The following is a 17,221-nucleotide window of genomic DNA, read 5'->3' on the forward strand; positions in this document are numbered from 1 at the left end:
CGAACTGCTCGGAGTTGCCCCCATGAACCCTCGTCGTAGTAACAGCTCGCTCCCCCAGCCCGGCCGGTCGGCCTATGGGGTGGCGTCCGCTGTCGTCCTGCTTCTCATACCCGTGGTCGTGCTGGTCGGAGGTGACCAGTTCCGCGAATTCCTGAACTTCGGCGCGGGCGTGTTGTCCCTCGTCTCGCTCAGCTGCTCCGTGATCTGGGGTCTGGTCGCCCAGGACCGGGTCTTCCTCAACACGCGCCAGCGGCTCATCGGCCAGGCCGTGCACCGGACGACGGCGGTCGCCTCGATCGCGTTCCTGCTGCTGCACATCACCACGAAGATCGCGCTGGACCACACCCAGTTCATCGCGGCGATCATCCCGTTCTCGCTCGGCGTCACCGGAACCGCCGGCCTGATCGGCCTCGGCTCGCTGGCCGGACTCCTGATGATCTTCGTGGGCGTCACCGGCGCGCTGCGCAGCCGGTTCGCCTCCCCGGCCCCGGTGGCCGCCCGCTGGCGGGCCATGCACATGCTGGCCTATCCGGCGTGGTGCGCCGCGCTGATCCACGGACTCTACGCGGGTCGCGCGGCCAAACCGATCTTCACCATCCTCTACAGCCTGTGCCTGCTGGGCGTCATGGGCGTCCTCGCGCTGCGCTCCGCACCGCGACCGTTCAAGCGCAAGGTCGCCGACCGCATCGCCGCGGTCCTGGGCACCGACGAACCGGCCGGCCGCGACGCACTGGACGCGAGCCGGGCCCGGATGGCCCAGTCCCAGTCCCTGCCGGGCTACGAGAGCCGCCCCGGCGGGGGTGCGGGAACGGCGGGTTCCGGGCGCATGGCGCCGCCGTCGTCGCTCCTGTTCGACACGCCCGCGCCCGAGCCCGCGAACGGCTTCGCGGCCGCCTACCGCGCCGTCTCGACGCCCCCGCGCGCGGAGCAGTCGTTCGCGGCCGACCAGACCGCGCGCATGGACCTGTCGTTCGACATGCAGGCCACCGAGGCCGTCCCGCGCGTGGACGGCGGCGGCAGCACCTCCGGCAGCTGGCCGATCCCGTCGCCGCCGCCGGTGGGCGAGGCGCCGCAGTCGGTCTACGACCCGCTCCAGGACACGGGATTCAACATCCCGGTCTACGGCAATCCGGGCACGGGCGGGTACGGCGGGAGTGACGTGTACGACACCGGTGAGACAAACACCCGGTACGGCGCGTACAACCCGAACGACACGTACAACAGCGGTCCCGCCGATGAACCATCCCCCGGAGCGTCCTTCGACGCGCCGGGTTCGGGCGAACCTTGGAACACGCCTTCCGGAGGCTATAGGTGAACGAGGCCCTGCCCGACGTCCCGGAAGTCCGCGTGGTCGGCCTTCCGCAGCTCACGTCGGGCTTCGACCTTGTCGAGAGACTCGATCTGCCCATGCACCTGAAGGTGCACGGGCCGCTTGAACCCATGGGCGGAGAGAAGCTCGCGCAGCTCTCCGAACGGATCAACCTCAAAGGCCGCGGCGGCGCGGGCTTCCCCTTCCACAAGAAGCTGCGCTCGGTCGCCGACGCGGCGATCAAGCGGGGTGTCCGGCCGGTCGTCGTCGTCAACGGCAGCGAGGACGAACCGGCCTGCCGCAAGGACACGGTCCTGATCAACCGCGCCCCGCACCTCATCCTGGACGGCGCGCTGCTGGTCGCGGAGGCGCTGGGTGCGCGCACGCTGGTGGTGGCGGTCACCCGTGAGTCGACCCAGCGGTCCATGGAGGCCGCGCTGGCCGAGCGCGGCCTCAGCAACGGCCGGCGTTCGGCGCTGAAGGCGTTCGTCCAGCGCAACCCGATCCGCATGGTCACCGGCGCGGCCGCGTCCGTGGTCCGCTCCATCGACGGCGGCCCGGCGATCCCGCCCGGCCGCAAGGTCAGCGCCTCGCAGAACGGCGTCGGTGGCGCTCCGACCCTGCTCTCCAACGCCGAGACGTTCGCCCAGCTGGCCATCGGCGCCCGCATCGGCCCGGAGCGTTACGGCAACACGGGCCTGTACGACGAGCCCGGCACCGTCATGCTGACGGTCTCCGGCGCGGTCGCCCGCCCGATGGTGATAGAGGTCCCCACGGGCGTCCCGCTGCGCTACGTCCTCCAGCTGGCCGGCGCCCCGCCGGTCCCGCAGGGTGTGCTGACCGGCGGGTACCACGGCAAGTGGATCGACGCGGCGACGGTCAACGAGGCGGTCGTCTCGCGCAACTCGCTGGACGCGGTGGGCGGCGCGCTCGGCGCCGGTGCGATCCTGCCGATCAGCCAGGACACCTGCCCGCTGGGCGAGTCGCTGCGCGTGGCCCAGTGGCTGGCCGAGGAGAGCGCGGGGCAGTGCGGTCCCTGCTACCTCGGTCTGCCGGCCGCCGCGCGCGGCTTGGAGGACATCATCAACGGCGGCGGACCGGCCGCCCTGGAGGCGCTCAAGCAGGTCGCCAAGAACGTCAAGCGGCGCGGCGCCTGCTCGCACCCGGACGGCTCCGCGATGTTCCTGGAGTCGACCATCAAGGCGTTCACGGACGATCTGGCGGCCCATGTCCTCGGCAATGGCTGCGGACGGCCCGTGGAGGGCGTTCTGCCGCTCTTCGAGGGCGGCACGGCCGCGGCGGGCATCTCGTCCGGCGGAGCGCCCGAGGACGGCGGCGACAGCCGTCAGAAGATCTTCGTGGACTGGACCCTGTGCCGCGGCCACGGCCTGTGCGCGGACATCCTCCCGGAGGTCTTCCAGCTCGGCGCGGACGGCTTCCCGACGGTCGCCCAGGCGAATGTGCCGCGTTACGCGGAGGCGAAGGCGCTGCGCGCGGTGCGCCGCTGCCCGGCGCTGGCCCTGCGCATCGAGGAGGACACGCGCGCGAAGGAGCCCTCCCGCAACCTTCCGGTCCTCTCCCAGGGCCGTGGCCGCCGCGCCCTGGGGCGGTGAATCCCGTACGACACCGGGAGGGGGCCGCCCGACGGCGCGCGCGGCCCCTCGATCCCCTTCTCGCCGCACGCGCGTGTGCGCACACGAAAAAGATCCCGCCGGATCTCTCGATCCGGCGGGATCTGTTGTGGAGCTAAGGAGAATTGAACTCCTGACCTCCTGCATGCCATGCAGGCGCTCTACCAACTGAGCTATAGCCCCTCGCCCTGTCCGCCTGGTTTCCCTGGCGGCGACGCCAACATTACACGGTCCAGGGGGTGCACCACCAAATCGATTCCGACCCGTCCGTTTCGCCCGGAATGCCGCTTCAGGCGGTGACGAAGGAGTAGAACCGCTTGAGCGTGCAGTGCTCCTCGAGGAGCCGGCCGTAGATCGGCTCGCCCTCGAGTTCGCGGTACGTCTCGATCGGGTCGCCTTTTATGATCAGCGCCCGCGCGCATTCCTCGCACCAGTACTGGTAGTCGGGGTTGACCGGCTCCATGTCGCGGACGATCGGGGTGCCACTGCCGCACCAGTCGCACTTTCGCCTGTGGGCACCCATCGATCAGCTCCAGCTGTGGCCGCAGGCCGTGCACACGTAGGAGATCCCGCCGTTGTCACCGAGGACCTGGGCCACGAAGGCGGAACCGCAGGAAGGGCAGCTGAGCCGGGTGGCCGTTCCCCGTGCCGCCGCTGCTTCGGAGAGGTGACCGCCCTCTCCGAGGATGCTCGCAGGCATCGCAACTCCCTCCCGTCGGGCCGCGCCCCCTTCCGGCCGTTTGATTCTGCCACGGCCGGGCCGATACGGTCAGCGACGCCTCAGAACCAGTCCGGACACGGCACCCAGCGCGGCTGTCGCGGCGAGCGCGAACATGCATGTGAGAAGCGCTTCCGAAGAGGTATACGCCTCCAGGGCGCCGAGTGACTCAAGCCGGTTAAGGAAGAGTGCGCCGAAGACCGCGACACCGATCAACTGCCCGAGCTGCGTGACCGTGGCCAGCAGCCCACTGGCGTCCGCCGCGTCATCGGGGCGTACGGCGGCCAGGGCCCGGGTGAGAGTCGGACTGAACGCCAGCGCGAGCCCCACGCCCACTCCGGCGTACGCGAGGTACAGCCACGCGCCCCCGTGGTCACCGCCCTCGAGGGCGAGGCCCACCGCGGTCACGGAGAGCGCGGTGAGCGTGAACCCGGCCGGGGCGAGCGCCCGTTGCCATGCGGCGGGCCACCTGCGCCAGGTCAGACCGACCACGCCGAAGACGACCGCGGTCGGCGCGAACGTCAGACCGGCGCGCAGCGCGCTGTAGCCGAGGCCCGCCTGGACGTGCAGGGTGAGGACGAACAGGAAGCCGCCGTTGACCGCCATGACGGACCCGATGCGCAGCACGGCGAGCCCCATGCCGGGATGGCGCAGCACGCGGGGCGCGATCAGCGGGGCGCCGCCGCGCCGGGCGAGGCGGGACTCGTAGCCGCAGAACACGGCGAACAGGAGCGCGCCGACGGCCAGCGAGAGCCAGGACCACAGCGGCCAGTCCTCCTCCTGGCCGAGCACGAGCGGAACGGTGACCAGGGAGACGGCCGCGCCGAGCAACACCAGGCCGGGCACGTCCAGGTCGCGGGGCCGCTCGGCCCGGGCCCCGGCGCCGCGCGGCAGCACCCGCCCGCCGACGGCCAGCAGGAAGAGTCCCACCGGCACGTTCACGAGGAACACCGGCCGCCAGCCGGCGCCCAGCAGGTCGGCGCTGACCAGCACCCCGCCGACGACCTGCCCGGCCGCCGCGCCGACGGCGAGGACCGCCGAGTACGCCCCGAGCGCCCGCGTCCGGGCCTCGCCGCCGAAGGCGCGCTGGATCAGGCTCAGTACTTGAGGGATCATCACCGCCGAGCCGGCGCCCTGCACCAGCCGGAAGACGATCAGCTCGGTGCTCCCCCGCGCCAGTCCGCAGGCCAGCGAGGCGGCCGTGAACAGGGCCAGACCGGCGAGATGGACCCGCCCGTGGCCGAACCGGTCGCCGAGCCGCGCGCTGGTGATCAGCAGCACGGAGTAGGTGACGGCGTAGCCGGCGACGACCAGCTGGAGGTCGGCACCCGAGGCGTTCAGGTCGGAACCGATCGTGGGGGCCGCGACGTTCACGATGAAGACGTCCAGCAGTGCCATGAACTGGGCGGCGAGGACGACCGCGAGCAGGCGCCGGGACCGATTGTCGGTGCCAGGGTCTTTACTGGTGTCAGGAGTTGGAGCGGGCGCGGGGTCCGGGCTCGTACGGGGTGAGGTCGTCGTCATGCCGTCGAGCCTGACGCGGCTTCGGTACGGGTGCCGAGGGCCCGCTGATGCTGGTACCGACAGCACCTGGCAGGGGAGGAACGGGGGTTCGACCATGGTGGACGTGACGACGGCGACGAGGACGGCCGCGGGTCCGCGGACCGGGTCCGCACAGCGACGCCGTCCGGAGCTGGCGGTCTTCCTGCGCAGCAGGCGGGCCCGGGTGACACCGGCCGACGTCGGCATGCCGCCCGGCCTGCGGCGCCGCACACCGGGGCTGCGGCGGGAGGAGGTCGCCCAGCTGTCGGGCGTGGGCGTCACCTGGTACACCTGGCTGGAACAGGGCCGACCGATCAACGCGTCCGCCCAGGTGCTGGACGCGGTGGCGCGCACCCTGCGCCTGGACCCGCCGGAGGGCGGAGGTGCCGTACGTGCCCACCCCGGAGGCGCTCGCACGGAGCGTGGGGCCCGAGATCCAGGGCGTCATCGACGCCCTGGTGCCCCGGCCCGCGGTGGTCTACAACTCGCGGTACGACATCCTGGCCGCCGACGCCGTGTACGAGGACCTCTTCCTGACCTCGACACGGGCGCCGGGCGGACCACCGACCAACGCGCTGCGGGCGCTCTTCACGGTGGACGAGGAGGACTGCCCGCTGCTGTTCCGGGAGACGGAGCTGCCCGTGATGGTGGGGACGCTGCGGGCCGCGTACGGGCTGCACGCCGGGGAGCCCGTCTGGGAGGACTTCATACGCGCGCTGTCGGAGACGAGCCCGCTGTTCGCGCGACTGTGGAAGTCCGGCGACGTGGCGGAGCCGGGCCGGCGCGTGAAGGTCTTCCGGCATCCCGCGGTGGGCGAGTTGCGGATGACGTCCCTGTCGCTGTCGGTCAACGGCATGCCGGAGTGCCGGATCGTGGTCTACACCCCGGAGGACGAGGAGACGGCACGGCGCGTGGAGTCGCTGCGCGGGCAATGAAAAATCCCGCCCCCTGAGGGGCGGGATCATTCGAAACCGATCTTTGACAACTCAACAGAGTGTCGACCAGTGGAGCTAAGGAGAATTGAACTCCTGACCTCCTGCATGCCATGCAGGCGCTCTACCAACTGAGCTATAGCCCCCCGCGTTCTTCCCGCTTGCCGCTCGGCGGGGCGAACAAGAAGAACTTTAGCCTGCGACCTGCCGGAAAGTGAAATCCGGGTCCAGGGGTCCCGAGGCAGTCAGTCGTCGTCGCCGAGGACCGGCTCCGGCAGGGTGCCGGCGTTGTGCTCGAGGAGCCGCCAGCCGCGGGCGCCCTCGCCGAGGACGGACCAGCAGCAGTTGGAGAGGCCGCCGAGGCTCTCCCAGTTGTGCGCCTCCAGGCCGAGCAGGCGGCCGATGGTGGTGCGGATCGTGCCGCCGTGGCTGACGACGACGAGGGTGCCGTCCTCGGGCAGCTTCTCGGCGTGCCGCAGCACGACCGGGGCGGCACGGTCGGCCACCTCCGACTCCAGTTCGCCGCCGCCGCGGCGGACGGGCTCACCGCGCTTCCACGCGGTGTACTCGTCGCCGAACCGGGCGACGATCTCCTCGTGCGTCAGTCCCTGCCAGACGCCCGCGTACGTCTCACGCAGGGCTTCGTCGTGGGTCACCTCCAGGCCGGTGAGCGCGGCCAGCTCGGCGGCCGTGTCGGCTGCGCGCCGGAGGTCGGAGGCGACGATGGCGTCGGGCCTGAGGGAGGCCAGCAGCCGGGCGGACCGGCGGGCCTGGGCCACGCCGGTCTCGGTCAGCGCAACGTCCGTGGTGCCCTGGAAGCGGCGCTCCACGTTCCACGAGGTCTGGCCGTGCCGCCAGAGGATGACGCGCCGGCCGCGGTCCCGCGTCCGGCCGGCCGCGGACGCGGCCTCGGCACCCGGTGCGGTCATCACCAATCACCGTCCGGCTCGGCGGCGTCCTGGGCGGCCTGGAGCCGGGCGTGCTCCTGGGCCTTGCCTCGGGTCGCCTTGGCGTCGGCGGGCAGGTCCAGCTCGGGGCAGTCCTTCCACAGCCGCTCCAGGGCGTAGAAGACGCGCTCCTCGCTGTGCTGGACGTGGACGACGATGTCGACGTAGTCGAGCAGGACCCAGCGGGCCTCGCGGTCGCCCTCCCGGCGGACCGGCTTGGCGCCGAGTTCCTTCTGGAGGCGCTCCTCGATCTCGTCGACGATCGACTTGACCTGGCGGTCGTTGGGAGCGGAGGCCAGCAGGAAGGCGTCCGTGATCGACAGCACGTCGCTGACGTCGTAGGCGATGATGTCGTGCGCGAGCTTGTCGGCGGCCGCCTGGGCGGCGGTCTGGATGAGCTCGATGGAGCGGTCTGTGGCGGTCACTACGCGGCTTTCGGTCGGCGGTCGTTTGACCTCAAGGGTCTCACGGCCGCCGACGGCACCCCACGCGAATACTCCGGACCCGGCGTGACCGGGGGTCACTGCTGTGCGCGGCCCCCGGTTCCGCGCCCGGTCAGGACGACGCGGGCTCGTAGTCCTTGCCCAGGACCACCGTGACGTCGGCGTTCGCGGGGACCGTGCCCTTCGTCACGGCGGTGTCGGGCAGGCCGAGGGTCTTGGCGACCTCGGTGGCGTTCTCCTTGTCGGCGGCGTCCGCGTAGAGCACCTTGGACGCGGAGGCGGTGCCGCCCGACGCCGTACCTCCGTCCAGGAAGGTGAAGCCGCCGTTGAGGAGGACCACGCGCGCGTCCTCGGTGGTGGCCTTCGCTCCGCTGGCGTTCTGCACGAAGACGCTGACCGCCGCGTCCTGGTCCGGACTCTTCGCGGTGCCGCCGAGGACGTCCTTGACCACACTCGCACCGGCTTCGGCACTGAGCGTGCCGTCGGCCTGGACGGGCAGCAGAGCGGTCCGGTAGTCGCCGCCCTTGGCGAGGTCTGCGAGGTGGGCGAGGAAGGAGCCGAGGTCCTTGTCGGTGAGCGAGGGGTCGAGGATCTGCGCCAGGGTCTGCACGGTGACCGTGGCGCCCTGCGGATCGGAGGACACCTTGCGCAGCACCGCCTGCATGACCTGGCCGAACCGCTCCAGCTGGGCGTTCTGGGCCTCGCCCTCGGCACGGTAGGTGGCGTAGGCGACGGCCATCTTGCCGCTGAGGGTCCGGCCCTCGCCCTTGCTCACGAGCGGGGCCTGGCCCTTCTTCCCGGCGGCCGGGTCGGGCACGGCGGTGTCGGTGTCCACCTCGATGTTGCCGACGAGGTCGACGAGGTTCTGGAGATACGGGGTGTCCAGCCGCCAGGTGCCCTGGATCTCGGTGCCGAGGACGGTGTCCAGTGACTCGCGTGTGCCGGCGGAGCCGTCGCCGTCGACGGATTTGGCGAGGGTGGTGGTGGTGCCGTCGTCGGTGGTGACGACGAGCGAGTTGGGCAGCAGGACGGTGGTGCCCTGCTCGGTGGTGGTGTTGTCGACGAGCAGGGCCGTGGAGGTGCCGCCCCTGGCGGTGTCGTGCAGGTGGACCACGATCACGTCGCGCTTCTGGGCGGCGGGCGCGGCCGTGGTGCCGGTCCCCGAGTCGTCGGACGACGACAGTCCGGGCAGTTTCCCTGCGTACCAGAGGTAGCCCACTCCACCGACGGCGGTCAGCGCGAGGACCACGACCAGGGCGACCATGCGGCTGCGGGCGCGGCGCTTGGCCTCCTCCCGGCGCTCGGTGCGGTTCTCGGTGAAGTTCAGCCAGTCGATGACGTCCTCGGAATCCCCGTCGGGGTCCTCGACGAACGCGAACTGCTCGGTGTGGTAAGCCCTTTGGTCTCGCTCGGAGGAGGCGTCCCCGTCCTCCTCGGCCCCCGCCGGTCCGGCCTGCTGCGGGATGTAGGGGGTCTGCTCGGCGACACGTGGTTGCCGCCCACTGGTGGCGGTCTGCCCGTAGGGGTCGTACGGGGCCGCGGCCCCGGCCCCCTGCTGCCCGCGCGTACCGGTGCCGTAAGGGTCGTAGGCGGGCGTGGCCGACTGCTGACCGGAGTCGTACGGGTCGTGGGCAGGCGTCGTCGGTAGCTGACCGGAGTCGTACGGCGGGTAGGCGGGCGCCGCCGACTGCTGACCCGTGTCGTACGGGTCGTGGGCAGGCGTGGCCGGCTGCTGACCGGAGTCGTACGGGTCGTGGGCAGGCGTGGCCGGTAGCTGACCGGAGTCGTACGGCGGGTAGGCGGGTTGTTGCTGTCCGCCCTGGGCGTACGGGTCGTAGCCGTACCCCTGCTGCTGCCCGTACGGGTCGTAGGCCTGCTGGGGCGGGACCTGGCCGTACACCGGCCGCCCGTACTCGTCATAGCCGACGACTTCGTACGGGGTCTCTTCGTGGTCCGCGTCGTATCGGTCGTTCACCGGTGCCCCTCTCGGCTCACTCGCCGCGGTACAGCTCGCGCTTGTCGATGTAGCGCACGACTCCGTCCGGCACCAGATACCAGACGGGGTCGCCCTTGGCGACTCTCGCGCGGCAGTCCGTGGAGGAGATGGCCAGTGCGGGGACCTCGACGAGGGAGACACCGCCCTCGGGGAGGCCGGGGTCGGCCAGGTTGTGGCCGGGCCGGGTGACTCCGATGAAATGGGCGAGGGAGAACAGTTCCGCGCTGTCCCGCCAGGTCAGGATCTGGCCCAGGGCGTCCGCCCCCGTGATGAAGAAGAGGTCGGTGTCGGGATTGAGGGACCTCAGGTCGCGCAGGGTGTCCACGGTGTAGGTGGGGCCGCCCCGGTCGATGTCGATGCGGCTGACCGAGAACTGCGGGTTCTCGGCGGTCGCGATGACCGTCATCAGGTAGCGGTCCTCGGCCAGGGAGACTCTGCGGTGGCTCTTCTGCCACGGCTCGCCGGTCGGGACGAACACGACCTCGTCCAGGTGGAACTGCGCGGCGACCTCACTGGCCGCCACGAGGTGCCCGTGGTGGATCGGATCGAACGTTCCGCCCATGACGCCGAGGCGACGCTTGCCCGGGTTCGACGGGCCGTTCGACGGACCGGTAGGCATGTCCTGCTCTCCCATGCGTGCAGACCCTACCGGCCCGTCCCGAGGGCACCGATCGGCCGATGCCCGGAGTGCCCGGCTATGAACACGGCGGGCCTCAGCGGTCGCGGTTGAAGAGCGTGGTGACCCACAGCAGGAGGAGCAGGATCAGGAAGGCGGCACCACCGGTGACCAGGGGGCTCAGGCTCTCGTGGTTGCCACCGTGTTCCTCGCCCTCGGCGGCGAGGGTGACCAACTGGGCGGCTGCGCTGTGCAAGCTCATCTTCGGCAGGACCTATCCGATGGAAGTCCCCCCGCTCGAGCGAGTTCGAGTGTGGGGGAAGGCGGAAAAGATGTCGGCCCATCGTAAGGGGGCACCTCACCGCGCCACACGCCGACTCCGCCGTTGGCGAAGCGAGAGGGAACCTTCCCGGTGGCTCAGTCGTCTTTCCGCTTGTAGCCCCGCAACAGGAACCAGGCTGTCGCCACACAACCCAGCACCATCACGATCAGTACGACCCGGAGCAGGTTCCCCGAACCTTGCTGCTGCGCGGCGCCGGTGGCCTGCGCGATCCAGGCTGCTGCGGGGGTGTGGTCCATGGCGCGGGACTCCTTCGGTGTAGTGCCCGTCCACCGTAACTCCGCCTAGGGTGGGCCCTGCTTCGGGGGCGCAAAGGGCTGCACAAAGGTCCGCAAAGGACCACACATACAAGGGCCATACACACGCACTTGGGGGATGGATGTCCGACGACGGCCACGAGCACAACGGTCACGAGAACGTGCCGAGCAGGCAGCGCAGGCGCTTCCCCGGGATCTCCTCGCGTGCGTACGAGCACCCGGCCGATCGCTCCGCCCTGGTGGCGCTGCGCAAGCTGAGCGGTTTCGACACGGTCTTCAAGGCGCTCAGCGGGCTGCTGCCCGAGCGGAGTCTGCGCCTGCTCTTCCTGTCCGACTCGGTCCGCGTCTCGGACCAGCAGTTCACCCACCTCAACGACATGTTGCGGGACGCCTGCTACATCCTGGACCTGGAGAAGGTCCCGGCGATGTACGTCACCCAGGATCCGCAGCCCAACGCGATGTGCATCGGACTGGACGAGCCGATCATCGTGGTCACGACGGGCCTCGTCGAACTGCTCGACGAGGAGGAGATGCGGGCGGTCGTCGGCCACGAGGTGGGCCACGCCCTGTCCGGGCACTCCGTGTACCGCACGATCCTGCTGTTCCTGACGACCCTCGCCCTCAGGGTCGCCTGGATCCCGCTGGGCAACCTGGCGATCATGGCGATCGTGACCGCGCTGCGTGAATGGTTCCGCAAGTCGGAGCTGTCCGCCGACCGGGCCGGCCTGCTGGTCGGGCAGGACCTGAAGGCCTCGATGCGCGGCCTGATGAAGATCGCTGGCGGCAACCACCTGCACGAGATGAACGTGGACGCGTTCCTGAAGCAGGCCGAGGAGTACGAGGCCGGCGGTGACCTGCGTGACTCCGTGCTGAAGATCCTCAACGTGCTGCCCCGCTCGCACCCCTTCACGACCGTGCGCGCCGCCGAGCTGAAGAAGTGGGCGGAGTCCCGCGACTACCAGCGGATCCTTGACGGCCACTACCCTCGGCGCGCCGAGGACAAGGACACCTCCGTGACCGACTCCCTGCGCGAGTCGGCGTCGCACTACGCCGACCACGTGAAGAGTTCCAAGGACCCGCTGATGCGGCTGGTCACCGACATCGCGGGCGGGGCGGGCAACCTGGGCGGCCGGGTGCGCCGAGGCTTCGACGGCTTCACCGCCGCCGCACCATCGCAGGGCCGCCCGACGGACGGGCCCCCGCGCGACGAGGACTGACGGCACACCGCCGCCCGGCGGGGCACGACCGCCTCGCCGATCCCAACATGTCGGTCACACCCCTGCCGTACCGCCCCATCGCTCACACCCTGGGCTGTGCGCTCTCGGCCAGTGATCCGCAGACCGGCGTCGCGCCGCCTGTCGCGTAGGGGTCGGTGCCGGCCGGGCCGTCGTTCCCGGCGGTCTGGCCGGCCAGCAGGGGGCGCAGGTGGTTCGTGGAGTCCTCGCCGCAGGACAGCGGGCCGGCCTGGACGTAGGAGACGATCAGCTGGGTCTGGCGCAGCCGCAGGTCCTCGCGGTCGAAGCGGAACTGGAGCTCGCGGCGGACGGTGAAGAGCGAGACCGGGGCCTTCGCGCCGGCTCCGGCCGGCCGCAGGGCGTACACGAAGGTGTGGTCGGCGCTGACCTCGAGGGTGGAGGCGTCGGCTTCGGCGGCCCGGAGGGTGCCCTGGACGCGGATCCCGCGGTCGGCGAGTTCGGCCCTGGCCGGGTCGAAGCGCACGAGCCATCCGGTGGGCGCGTGCCGTCCGTCGGCGGCCGGGTGGGTGAAGCTCTCGTCGAACTGGTCGAGCTGATCGGGGTCGAGCAGCATCCGTACGGGCCTGACCTGCTGCCCGGTGAGCACCTCCGGGAAGAACGAGGAGCGCACGATGTAGTCCTTGGCGGTGGTCAGGGCGGTGACGACCTGGCTGTCGGAGAAGTGCGCGGTCCGCCGGAAGGGCGGCAGCGGGATGCCCTCGGCGCCGACGCGGTACTGCGCGGCGGGGCTGTGCGCGAACAGGTGGGCGGGGTCGGTGGTGCCGGGCACGGCGCCCTGCGGGGCGAGCGGGATGACCGTCATCCGCAGGGGCTCGACGGCGCGGCGCGGGGCCGGGGGCTGATAGGGGTGGCGGACACCCATGTAGATCGCGGTGCCGAAGGCGAGGGCGATCAGCAGGACCAGGGCGAAGGCCTGGCGGGAGAGGGTCGTGCGGCGCGGGGGCGGGCGGCGGCGTACGGCGGGAGCGTGGTCGGCGATGCGCTCCTCGGCTGAGTACTCCTGGAGGCGGGCAGCGCGCACGAACGATTCGTCGAAGACGACGGATCGGTACTCGTCCTCGCCGCCACCGGGAGTTCCCTCGGGTGCCCCCTCCGGTGGCTGTCCGGGCCCGCCCATACCTTCAGGGTAGGTCGCGGGAAGCCCGGATAAACGCCCCGCTGCGCGACAAGTTCTGACAGGTTCTCACCCGCTCGGCGGCGCTCCCTCAGGGCGTGCGTGGGACGGCCGCGACGGGTGGCCGGGACTGGTCGGTGGGGGCCGCCGGAACCTGCCCGGCACCGTGTTCCAGCCCGGTCGACGCGGGCGACGGGGGCTGGTCGCGACTTCCCGAGGAGGCGCCCCGGTAGACCGCCGCGAAGGCCAGAACGACCATGCCGACGCCCATGACCACGGCGAGCATCCAGGCGACCGGCCGGTGCCAGCGGACCTGCTTGCCGTACGGCCCGAAATTGCCGTGTCGGCGGTCCCAGGGGTCGGGGTCGTCGGGATCACCGAGGCCGTCCGGATCGTCGTGGTCCGGATCATGGCCGAATCCGCCGGGGTGGAACAGATCGTCGTAGCGGTCGCCCCGGGCGCGGCGTGCTTCCGCCTCGGAGGCCTCGGCTCTCGCCTGGGCGGCGGCCAGGAGGCGTTCCACGGCGGTCGGCTCGTGCACCGGTGCGGCCTGCACGAAGGCCTCGTCGAAGACCACGGAGGCGAACTCTTCGTCCGACACCCCGCGGTCGTGGTCGTCGTCGGGCTCCCAGCCGTCAGGGAACGGCATGCCCCCCACGTCCTCCGGCACGCCTCCAGAGTAGACCTGGGGGGTCATTTTGGGCACACGGTACGGAAATTCATCCGCCTGTCGAGACACCCCGCCCGCCCCTGGCGGGCGGGGGCCGCCCTTCCCGTCAGCGCCGTACGTGACCGTCGCCGGTGACGATGTACTTGGTGCTGGTCAGCTCCGGCAGGCCCATGGGGCCGCGGGCGTGCAGCTTCTGGGTGGAGATGCCGATCTCCGCGCCGAAGCCGAACTGACCGCCGTCGGTGAAGCGGGTGGAGGCGTTCACGGCGACCGTGGTGGAGTCGACCAACTGGGTGAAGCGGCGGGCGGCCTGCTGCGAGGTGGTCACGATGGCCTCGGTGTGGCCGGAGGTCCACAGCCGGATGTGCTCGACGGCCCTGTCGAGCGAGTCGACGACGGCGGCGGCGATGTCGTAGGAGAGGTACTCGGTCTCCCAGTCCTCCGGGGTGGCCTCGACGACGGTCGCCCTGGATCCCTTGGCGTAGGCCAGGACGCGCTCGTCGGCGTGGACGGTGACCCCGGCGTCCGCGAGGGCGTCGAGGGCGCGGGGCACGAACTCGGGGGCGATGTCCTGGTGGACCAGGAGGGTCTCGGCGGCGTTGCAGACGCTGACCCGGTGGGCCTTGGAGTTGATCAAAATCTCGACCGCCATGTCGAGGTCGGCCTGGGCGTCGACGTAGACGTGGCAGTTGCCGGTACCGGTCTCGATGACCGGAACGGTGGACTCCGAGACGACCGTCCGGATCAGCGAGGCACCGCCGCGCGGGATCAGCACGTCGACGAGACCGCGGGCACGCATCAGTTCGCGCACGCTCTCCCGGCTCTCCCCCGGCACGAGCTGGACGGCGTCGGCGGGCAGCCCGGCGCCGCCGACGGCGTCGCGGATCACCCGGACGAGAGCGCTGTTGGACTCGTAGGCGGAGCCGGAGCCGCGCAGCAGCACCGCGTTGCCGGACTTCAGGCACAGGGCGGCGGCGTCGACGGTCACGTTCGGGCGGGCCTCGTAGATGATGCCGACCACGCCGAGCGGGACGCGGACCTGACGCAGGTCGATGCCGTTGGGCAGAGTGGAGCCGCGCACGACCTCGCCGACGGGATCGGGCAGGGCGACGACGTCCCGCACGTCGGAGGCGATGGCCCGCACCCGCTCCGGGGTGAGGGTGAGCCGGTCGACGATCGCCTCGCTGGTGCCGGCCGCTCGGGCCTTGGCGATGTCCTTGGCGTTGGCCTCGACGATCTCGCTCGTACGGACCTCCAGCGCGTCCGCGATGGCGAGCAGCGCGTCGTCCTTGGCGGCCCGGGGCAGCGGCGCGAGGTCGGCGGCGGCCGCCTTGGCGCGGTAGGCGGCCTGGGTGACCGGCGAGAGGGCGTCGTACGGAGAGAGCGTGGTCATATGTGAAGGGTAGTGCGCCGCGGGGGCGCTTTCACGGCTCGTTCCACACCCCGAGACATCGGCCGGGACGCGCGCGGGCGGCTCCTCGCGAGGGCCTCGGTCAGTAGGGGTGGACCCCGACCGGGGTCGCGGGTGCGGGGCCGTAGCCCTCGGCGACGCGCTGGTGGTAGGTCTGGCGGTCGATGACCTCCAGGCCGACGATCTCCCACGGCGGCAGTCCGGCGGTCTGGCGGTGCTCGCCCCACAGGCGCAGGGCGACGGCGGCCGCGTCGTGCAGGTCGCGGGCCTCCTCCCAGTAGCGGATCTCCGCGTGGTCGACGGCATAACGGCTGGTCAGGAGGAACGGGTGGTCGTGGGCGAGCTGCTCCAGGGCACGCCGCACCTCCTTGAGGTCGGCCTGCTCGCCGGAGACGCTGAGGGTGACGTGCCACAGGCGGGGCAGGTCCGCGGGCCGGTTGCGCTCCTGGCCGTCCTCCTGCCCCGCGCGGTAGTTCTCCCCGGCCGCCACGCTCGTCAGGGCGCGTTCCTCGCCCGCCGGGCGCGAGGCCGCCGGACTCGCCCCGGCACTCCCACGGGCCGTCGCCACCCCAGGGCGCACTCGTCTCACGACGGCCTCCTTTACGCAACGCTCGTGCGGAACATGTCCCAGACACAAAGTTGAGCAGGCCGCACGGCTCCATGGGGCCGTTTCACGGAACGTCCCCCACTGGTAGGGACCGTTCGAGCATCGGCGAGGGCGACCGTTCGACTGCGGGCGAGCGGGCGGAATCGCGGGATGTTCAGGTGTGCAGGATCACCAGGTCGTCACGGTGGACGACCTCCCGCTCGTACTCGGCGCCCAGTTCGCGGGCCAGTTCGCGGGTGGACCGGCCGAGCAGCTGGGGAATCTCCTTGGCGTCGAAGTTGACGAGGCCACGGGCCACGGCGCGTCCGGAGCCGTCGCGCAGCTCGACCGGGTCACCCGCGCTGAAGTCGCCCTCCACGGCCGCGATACCGGCCGGCAGCAGCGACGTGCGGCGTTCGACGACCGCTCGTACGGCGCCGTCGTCCAGGGTCAGCGAGCCCTGCGGGGTGGAGGCGTGCTGGAGCCACAGCAACCGGTCGGCGGAGCGCCTGCCGGTGGCGTGGAAGTAGGTGCCGGTGTCGCCGCCCGAGAGGGCGTGGGCAGCGTGGACGGCGTTGGTGAGGACGACGGGGATCCCGGCGGCTGCGGCGATCCGGGCGGCCTCGACCTTGGTGACCATGCCGCCGGTGCCGACGCCCGCCTTGCCGGCGCTGCCGATCTCGACGCCGTCCAGGTCGGCGGGTTCGCGCACCTCCGCGATCCGCGAGGTACCGGGTTTGCTCGGGTTGCCGTCGTACACGCCGTCGATGTCGGAGAGGAGCACGAGGAGGTCGGCGTGGACGAGGTGGGCGACGAGGGCGGCGAGCCGGTCGTTGTCACCGAAGCGGATCTCGTCGGTGGCGACGGTGTCGTTCTCGTTGACGACGGGGAAGGCGCCCATCGCCAGCAGCTTGTCGAGGGTGCGGGAGGCGTTGCGGTGGTGGGCGCGTCGGCTCATGTCGTCGGAGGTGAGCAGGACCTGGCCGACGCGGACGCCGTAGCGGGCGAAGGAGGCGGTGTAGCGGGCCACGAGGAGGCCCTGGCCGACGCTGGCCGCGGCCTGCTGGCGGGCGAGGTCCTTGGGGCGGCGGCGCAGGCCCAGCGGCGCGAGTCCGGCGGCGATGGCACCGGAGGAGACCAGCACGATCTCCCGCTCCCCGCCGCTGCGGATCTTGGCGAGGACGTCGACGAGCGCGTCCACCCGGTCGGCGTCCAGGCCGCCGGAGGCGGTGGTCAGCGACGAGGAACCCACCTTGACGACGATCCTGCGGGCCTCGCGCACGGCCTGCCTTGCCCCTGCCACCTTGTTCTTCGTCCCCTCGAGTAGGTCCACGGCTGCCCGTGGGGGCAATCTACGCGACCGGGCCGGAGGGCGCGCCCCAGGGTTCCACGTGCCGGACGGGCACGCGCCGCAGGGGCGAGTTCACCGTTCGCGTACGGCAAAGAGGTGAGG

17 protein-coding genes, 2 tRNA genes and 1 pseudogene are annotated in these 17,221 nt (G+C 71.5%); 4 read left to right on the plus strand and 16 right to left on the minus strand.

Going from position 1 to position 17,221, the window contains the following annotated elements; all coding sequences use genetic code 11:
• The first annotated feature begins 22 nt into the window (after positions 1-22).
• Positions 23-1,315 carry a cytochrome b/b6 domain-containing protein gene (locus ACZ5Y0_RS01900; RefSeq protein ID WP_469126686.1) on the plus strand — a complete coding sequence of 431 codons (1,293 nt, stop codon included), beginning with the start codon at positions 23-25 and terminating at the stop codon, positions 1,313-1,315.
• Entirely contained in the window at positions 1,312-2,922 is a 1,611-nt protein-coding gene (locus tag ACZ5Y0_RS01905; RefSeq protein WP_469126687.1) for an NADH-ubiquinone oxidoreductase-F iron-sulfur binding region domain-containing protein, read from the plus strand. The genes ACZ5Y0_RS01900 and ACZ5Y0_RS01905 overlap by 4 nt, the downstream gene beginning before the upstream one ends.
• A gap of 128 nt (positions 2,923-3,050) precedes the next feature.
• On the opposite strand, the gene ACZ5Y0_RS01910 is transcribed toward ACZ5Y0_RS01905, so the two are convergent.
• From ACZ5Y0_RS01910 to ACZ5Y0_RS01925, 4 genes are all read right to left on the minus strand, one after another.
• Positions 3,051-3,123: transfer RNA gene (locus ACZ5Y0_RS01910), tRNA-Ala, on the minus strand.
• Positions 3,124-3,229: 106 nt separating this feature from the next.
• A complete protein-coding gene (locus tag ACZ5Y0_RS01915) occupies positions 3,230-3,463 on the minus strand; it encodes a hypothetical protein (protein ID WP_003976229.1) in 234 nt (77 codons plus the stop codon).
• A gap of 3 nt (positions 3,464-3,466) precedes the next feature.
• Positions 3,467-3,640 (minus strand): hypothetical protein, encoded by a 174-nt coding sequence (locus ACZ5Y0_RS01920; RefSeq protein WP_469126688.1) that lies wholly within the window; start codon positions 3,638-3,640, stop codon positions 3,467-3,469.
• Between the two features lie 69 nt (positions 3,641-3,709).
• Positions 3,710-5,182 (minus strand): MFS transporter, encoded by a 1,473-nt coding sequence (locus ACZ5Y0_RS01925; RefSeq protein ID WP_469126689.1) that lies wholly within the window; start codon positions 5,180-5,182, stop codon positions 3,710-3,712.
• Between the two features lie 94 nt (positions 5,183-5,276).
• Here ACZ5Y0_RS01925 and ACZ5Y0_RS01930 point away from each other — a divergent pair.
• A pseudogene (locus ACZ5Y0_RS01930) lies at positions 5,277-6,135 on the plus strand (helix-turn-helix transcriptional regulator).
• Between the two features lie 70 nt (positions 6,136-6,205).
• Here ACZ5Y0_RS01930 and ACZ5Y0_RS01935 read toward each other — a convergent pair.
• The 7 genes from ACZ5Y0_RS01935 to ACZ5Y0_RS01965 form a co-directional block, all read right to left on the minus strand.
• A tRNA-Ala gene (locus tag ACZ5Y0_RS01935) sits at positions 6,206-6,278 on the minus strand.
• 99 nt (positions 6,279-6,377) lie between these two features.
• A complete protein-coding gene (locus tag ACZ5Y0_RS01940; RefSeq protein ID WP_469126690.1) occupies positions 6,378-7,061 on the minus strand; it encodes a histidine phosphatase family protein in 684 nt (227 codons plus the stop codon).
• A complete protein-coding gene (gene rsfS / locus ACZ5Y0_RS01945; protein WP_469126691.1) occupies positions 7,061-7,504 on the minus strand; it encodes a ribosome silencing factor in 444 nt (147 codons plus the stop codon). Before rsfS ends, ACZ5Y0_RS01940 begins: the two co-directional genes overlap by 1 nt.
• A 130-nt stretch (positions 7,505-7,634) precedes the next feature.
• Positions 7,635-9,497, minus strand: coding sequence for an LCP family protein (locus ACZ5Y0_RS01950; RefSeq protein ID WP_469126692.1), 1,863 nt, complete (start codon positions 9,495-9,497; stop codon positions 7,635-7,637).
• Between the two features lie 16 nt (positions 9,498-9,513).
• A complete protein-coding gene (nadD, locus tag ACZ5Y0_RS01955) occupies positions 9,514-10,152 on the minus strand; it encodes a nicotinate-nucleotide adenylyltransferase (protein ID WP_469126693.1) in 639 nt (212 codons plus the stop codon).
• Between the two features lie 79 nt (positions 10,153-10,231).
• On the minus strand, positions 10,232-10,396 hold the full coding sequence (locus ACZ5Y0_RS01960) for a hypothetical protein (RefSeq protein ID WP_469126694.1): 165 nt from the start codon (positions 10,394-10,396) through the stop codon (positions 10,232-10,234).
• 155 nt (positions 10,397-10,551) lie between these two features.
• Positions 10,552-10,713 carry a hypothetical protein gene (locus ACZ5Y0_RS01965; RefSeq protein WP_469126695.1) on the minus strand — a complete coding sequence of 54 codons (162 nt, stop codon included), beginning with the start codon at positions 10,711-10,713 and terminating at the stop codon, positions 10,552-10,554.
• A gap of 140 nt (positions 10,714-10,853) precedes the next feature.
• On the opposite strand from ACZ5Y0_RS01965, the gene ACZ5Y0_RS01970 reads away from it, so the two are divergent.
• On the plus strand, positions 10,854-11,948 hold the full coding sequence (locus ACZ5Y0_RS01970; RefSeq protein ID WP_469126696.1) for a M48 family metallopeptidase: 1,095 nt from the start codon (positions 10,854-10,856) through the stop codon (positions 11,946-11,948).
• A gap of 82 nt (positions 11,949-12,030) precedes the next feature.
• Here the strand turns inward: ACZ5Y0_RS01970 and ACZ5Y0_RS01975 are convergent, their stop codons facing one another.
• From ACZ5Y0_RS01975 to proB, 5 genes are all read right to left on the minus strand, one after another.
• Positions 12,031-13,104 carry an SCO2583 family membrane protein gene (locus ACZ5Y0_RS01975; RefSeq protein ID WP_469126697.1) on the minus strand — a complete coding sequence of 358 codons (1,074 nt, stop codon included), beginning with the start codon at positions 13,102-13,104 and terminating at the stop codon, positions 12,031-12,033.
• Positions 13,105-13,192: 88 nt separating this feature from the next.
• On the minus strand, positions 13,193-13,771 hold the full coding sequence (locus tag ACZ5Y0_RS01980) for an SCO2584 family spore wall biosynthesis protein (RefSeq protein ID WP_469126698.1): 579 nt from the start codon (positions 13,769-13,771) through the stop codon (positions 13,193-13,195).
• Between the two features lie 106 nt (positions 13,772-13,877).
• Entirely contained in the window at positions 13,878-15,164 is a 1,287-nt protein-coding gene (locus ACZ5Y0_RS01985; protein ID WP_469126699.1) for a glutamate-5-semialdehyde dehydrogenase, read from the minus strand.
• Positions 15,165-15,264: 100 nt separating this feature from the next.
• Complete coding sequence (locus ACZ5Y0_RS01990; RefSeq protein WP_469126700.1) at positions 15,265-15,771, minus strand: hypothetical protein; 507 nt, start codon at positions 15,769-15,771, stop codon at positions 15,265-15,267.
• A 172-nt stretch (positions 15,772-15,943) separates the two neighbouring features.
• The gene (proB, locus tag ACZ5Y0_RS01995; protein ID WP_469126950.1) at positions 15,944-17,050 is read right to left on the minus strand and encodes a glutamate 5-kinase; all 1,107 of its coding nucleotides are present in this window, start codon (positions 17,048-17,050) and stop codon (positions 15,944-15,946) included.
• Positions 17,051-17,221 lie beyond the last annotated feature (171 nt).

It is taken from the genome of Streptomyces sp. NPDC033216 (assembly GCF_055577115.1).

Coding starts and splice junctions, on each gene's coding strand:
- ACZ5Y0_RS01970 (WP_469126696.1), top strand. CDS start 10,854: ATGTCCGACGACGGCCACGAGCACAACGGTCACGAGAACGTGCCGAGC.
- ACZ5Y0_RS01965 (WP_469126695.1), bottom strand. CDS start 10,713: ATGGACCACACCCCCGCAGCAGCCTGGATCGCGCAGGCCACCGGCGCC.
- ACZ5Y0_RS01960 (WP_469126694.1), bottom strand. CDS start 10,396: ATGAGCTTGCACAGCGCAGCCGCCCAGTTGGTCACCCTCGCCGCCGAG.
- ACZ5Y0_RS01985 (WP_469126699.1), bottom strand. CDS start 15,164: ATGACCACGCTCTCTCCGTACGACGCCCTCTCGCCGGTCACCCAGGCC.
- ACZ5Y0_RS01925 (WP_469126689.1), bottom strand. CDS start 5,182: ATGACGACGACCTCACCCCGTACGAGCCCGGACCCCGCGCCCGCTCCA.
- nadD (WP_469126693.1), bottom strand. CDS start 10,152: ATGGGAGAGCAGGACATGCCTACCGGTCCGTCGAACGGCCCGTCGAAC.
- ACZ5Y0_RS01940 (WP_469126690.1), bottom strand. CDS start 7,061: ATGACCGCACCGGGTGCCGAGGCCGCGTCCGCGGCCGGCCGGACGCGG.
- ACZ5Y0_RS01900 (WP_469126686.1), top strand. CDS start 23: ATGAACCCTCGTCGTAGTAACAGCTCGCTCCCCCAGCCCGGCCGGTCG.
- ACZ5Y0_RS01915 (WP_003976229.1), bottom strand. CDS start 3,463: ATGGGTGCCCACAGGCGAAAGTGCGACTGGTGCGGCAGTGGCACCCCG.
- ACZ5Y0_RS01920 (WP_469126688.1), bottom strand. CDS start 3,640: ATGCCTGCGAGCATCCTCGGAGAGGGCGGTCACCTCTCCGAAGCAGCG.
- ACZ5Y0_RS01975 (WP_469126697.1), bottom strand. CDS start 13,104: ATGGGCGGGCCCGGACAGCCACCGGAGGGGGCACCCGAGGGAACTCCC.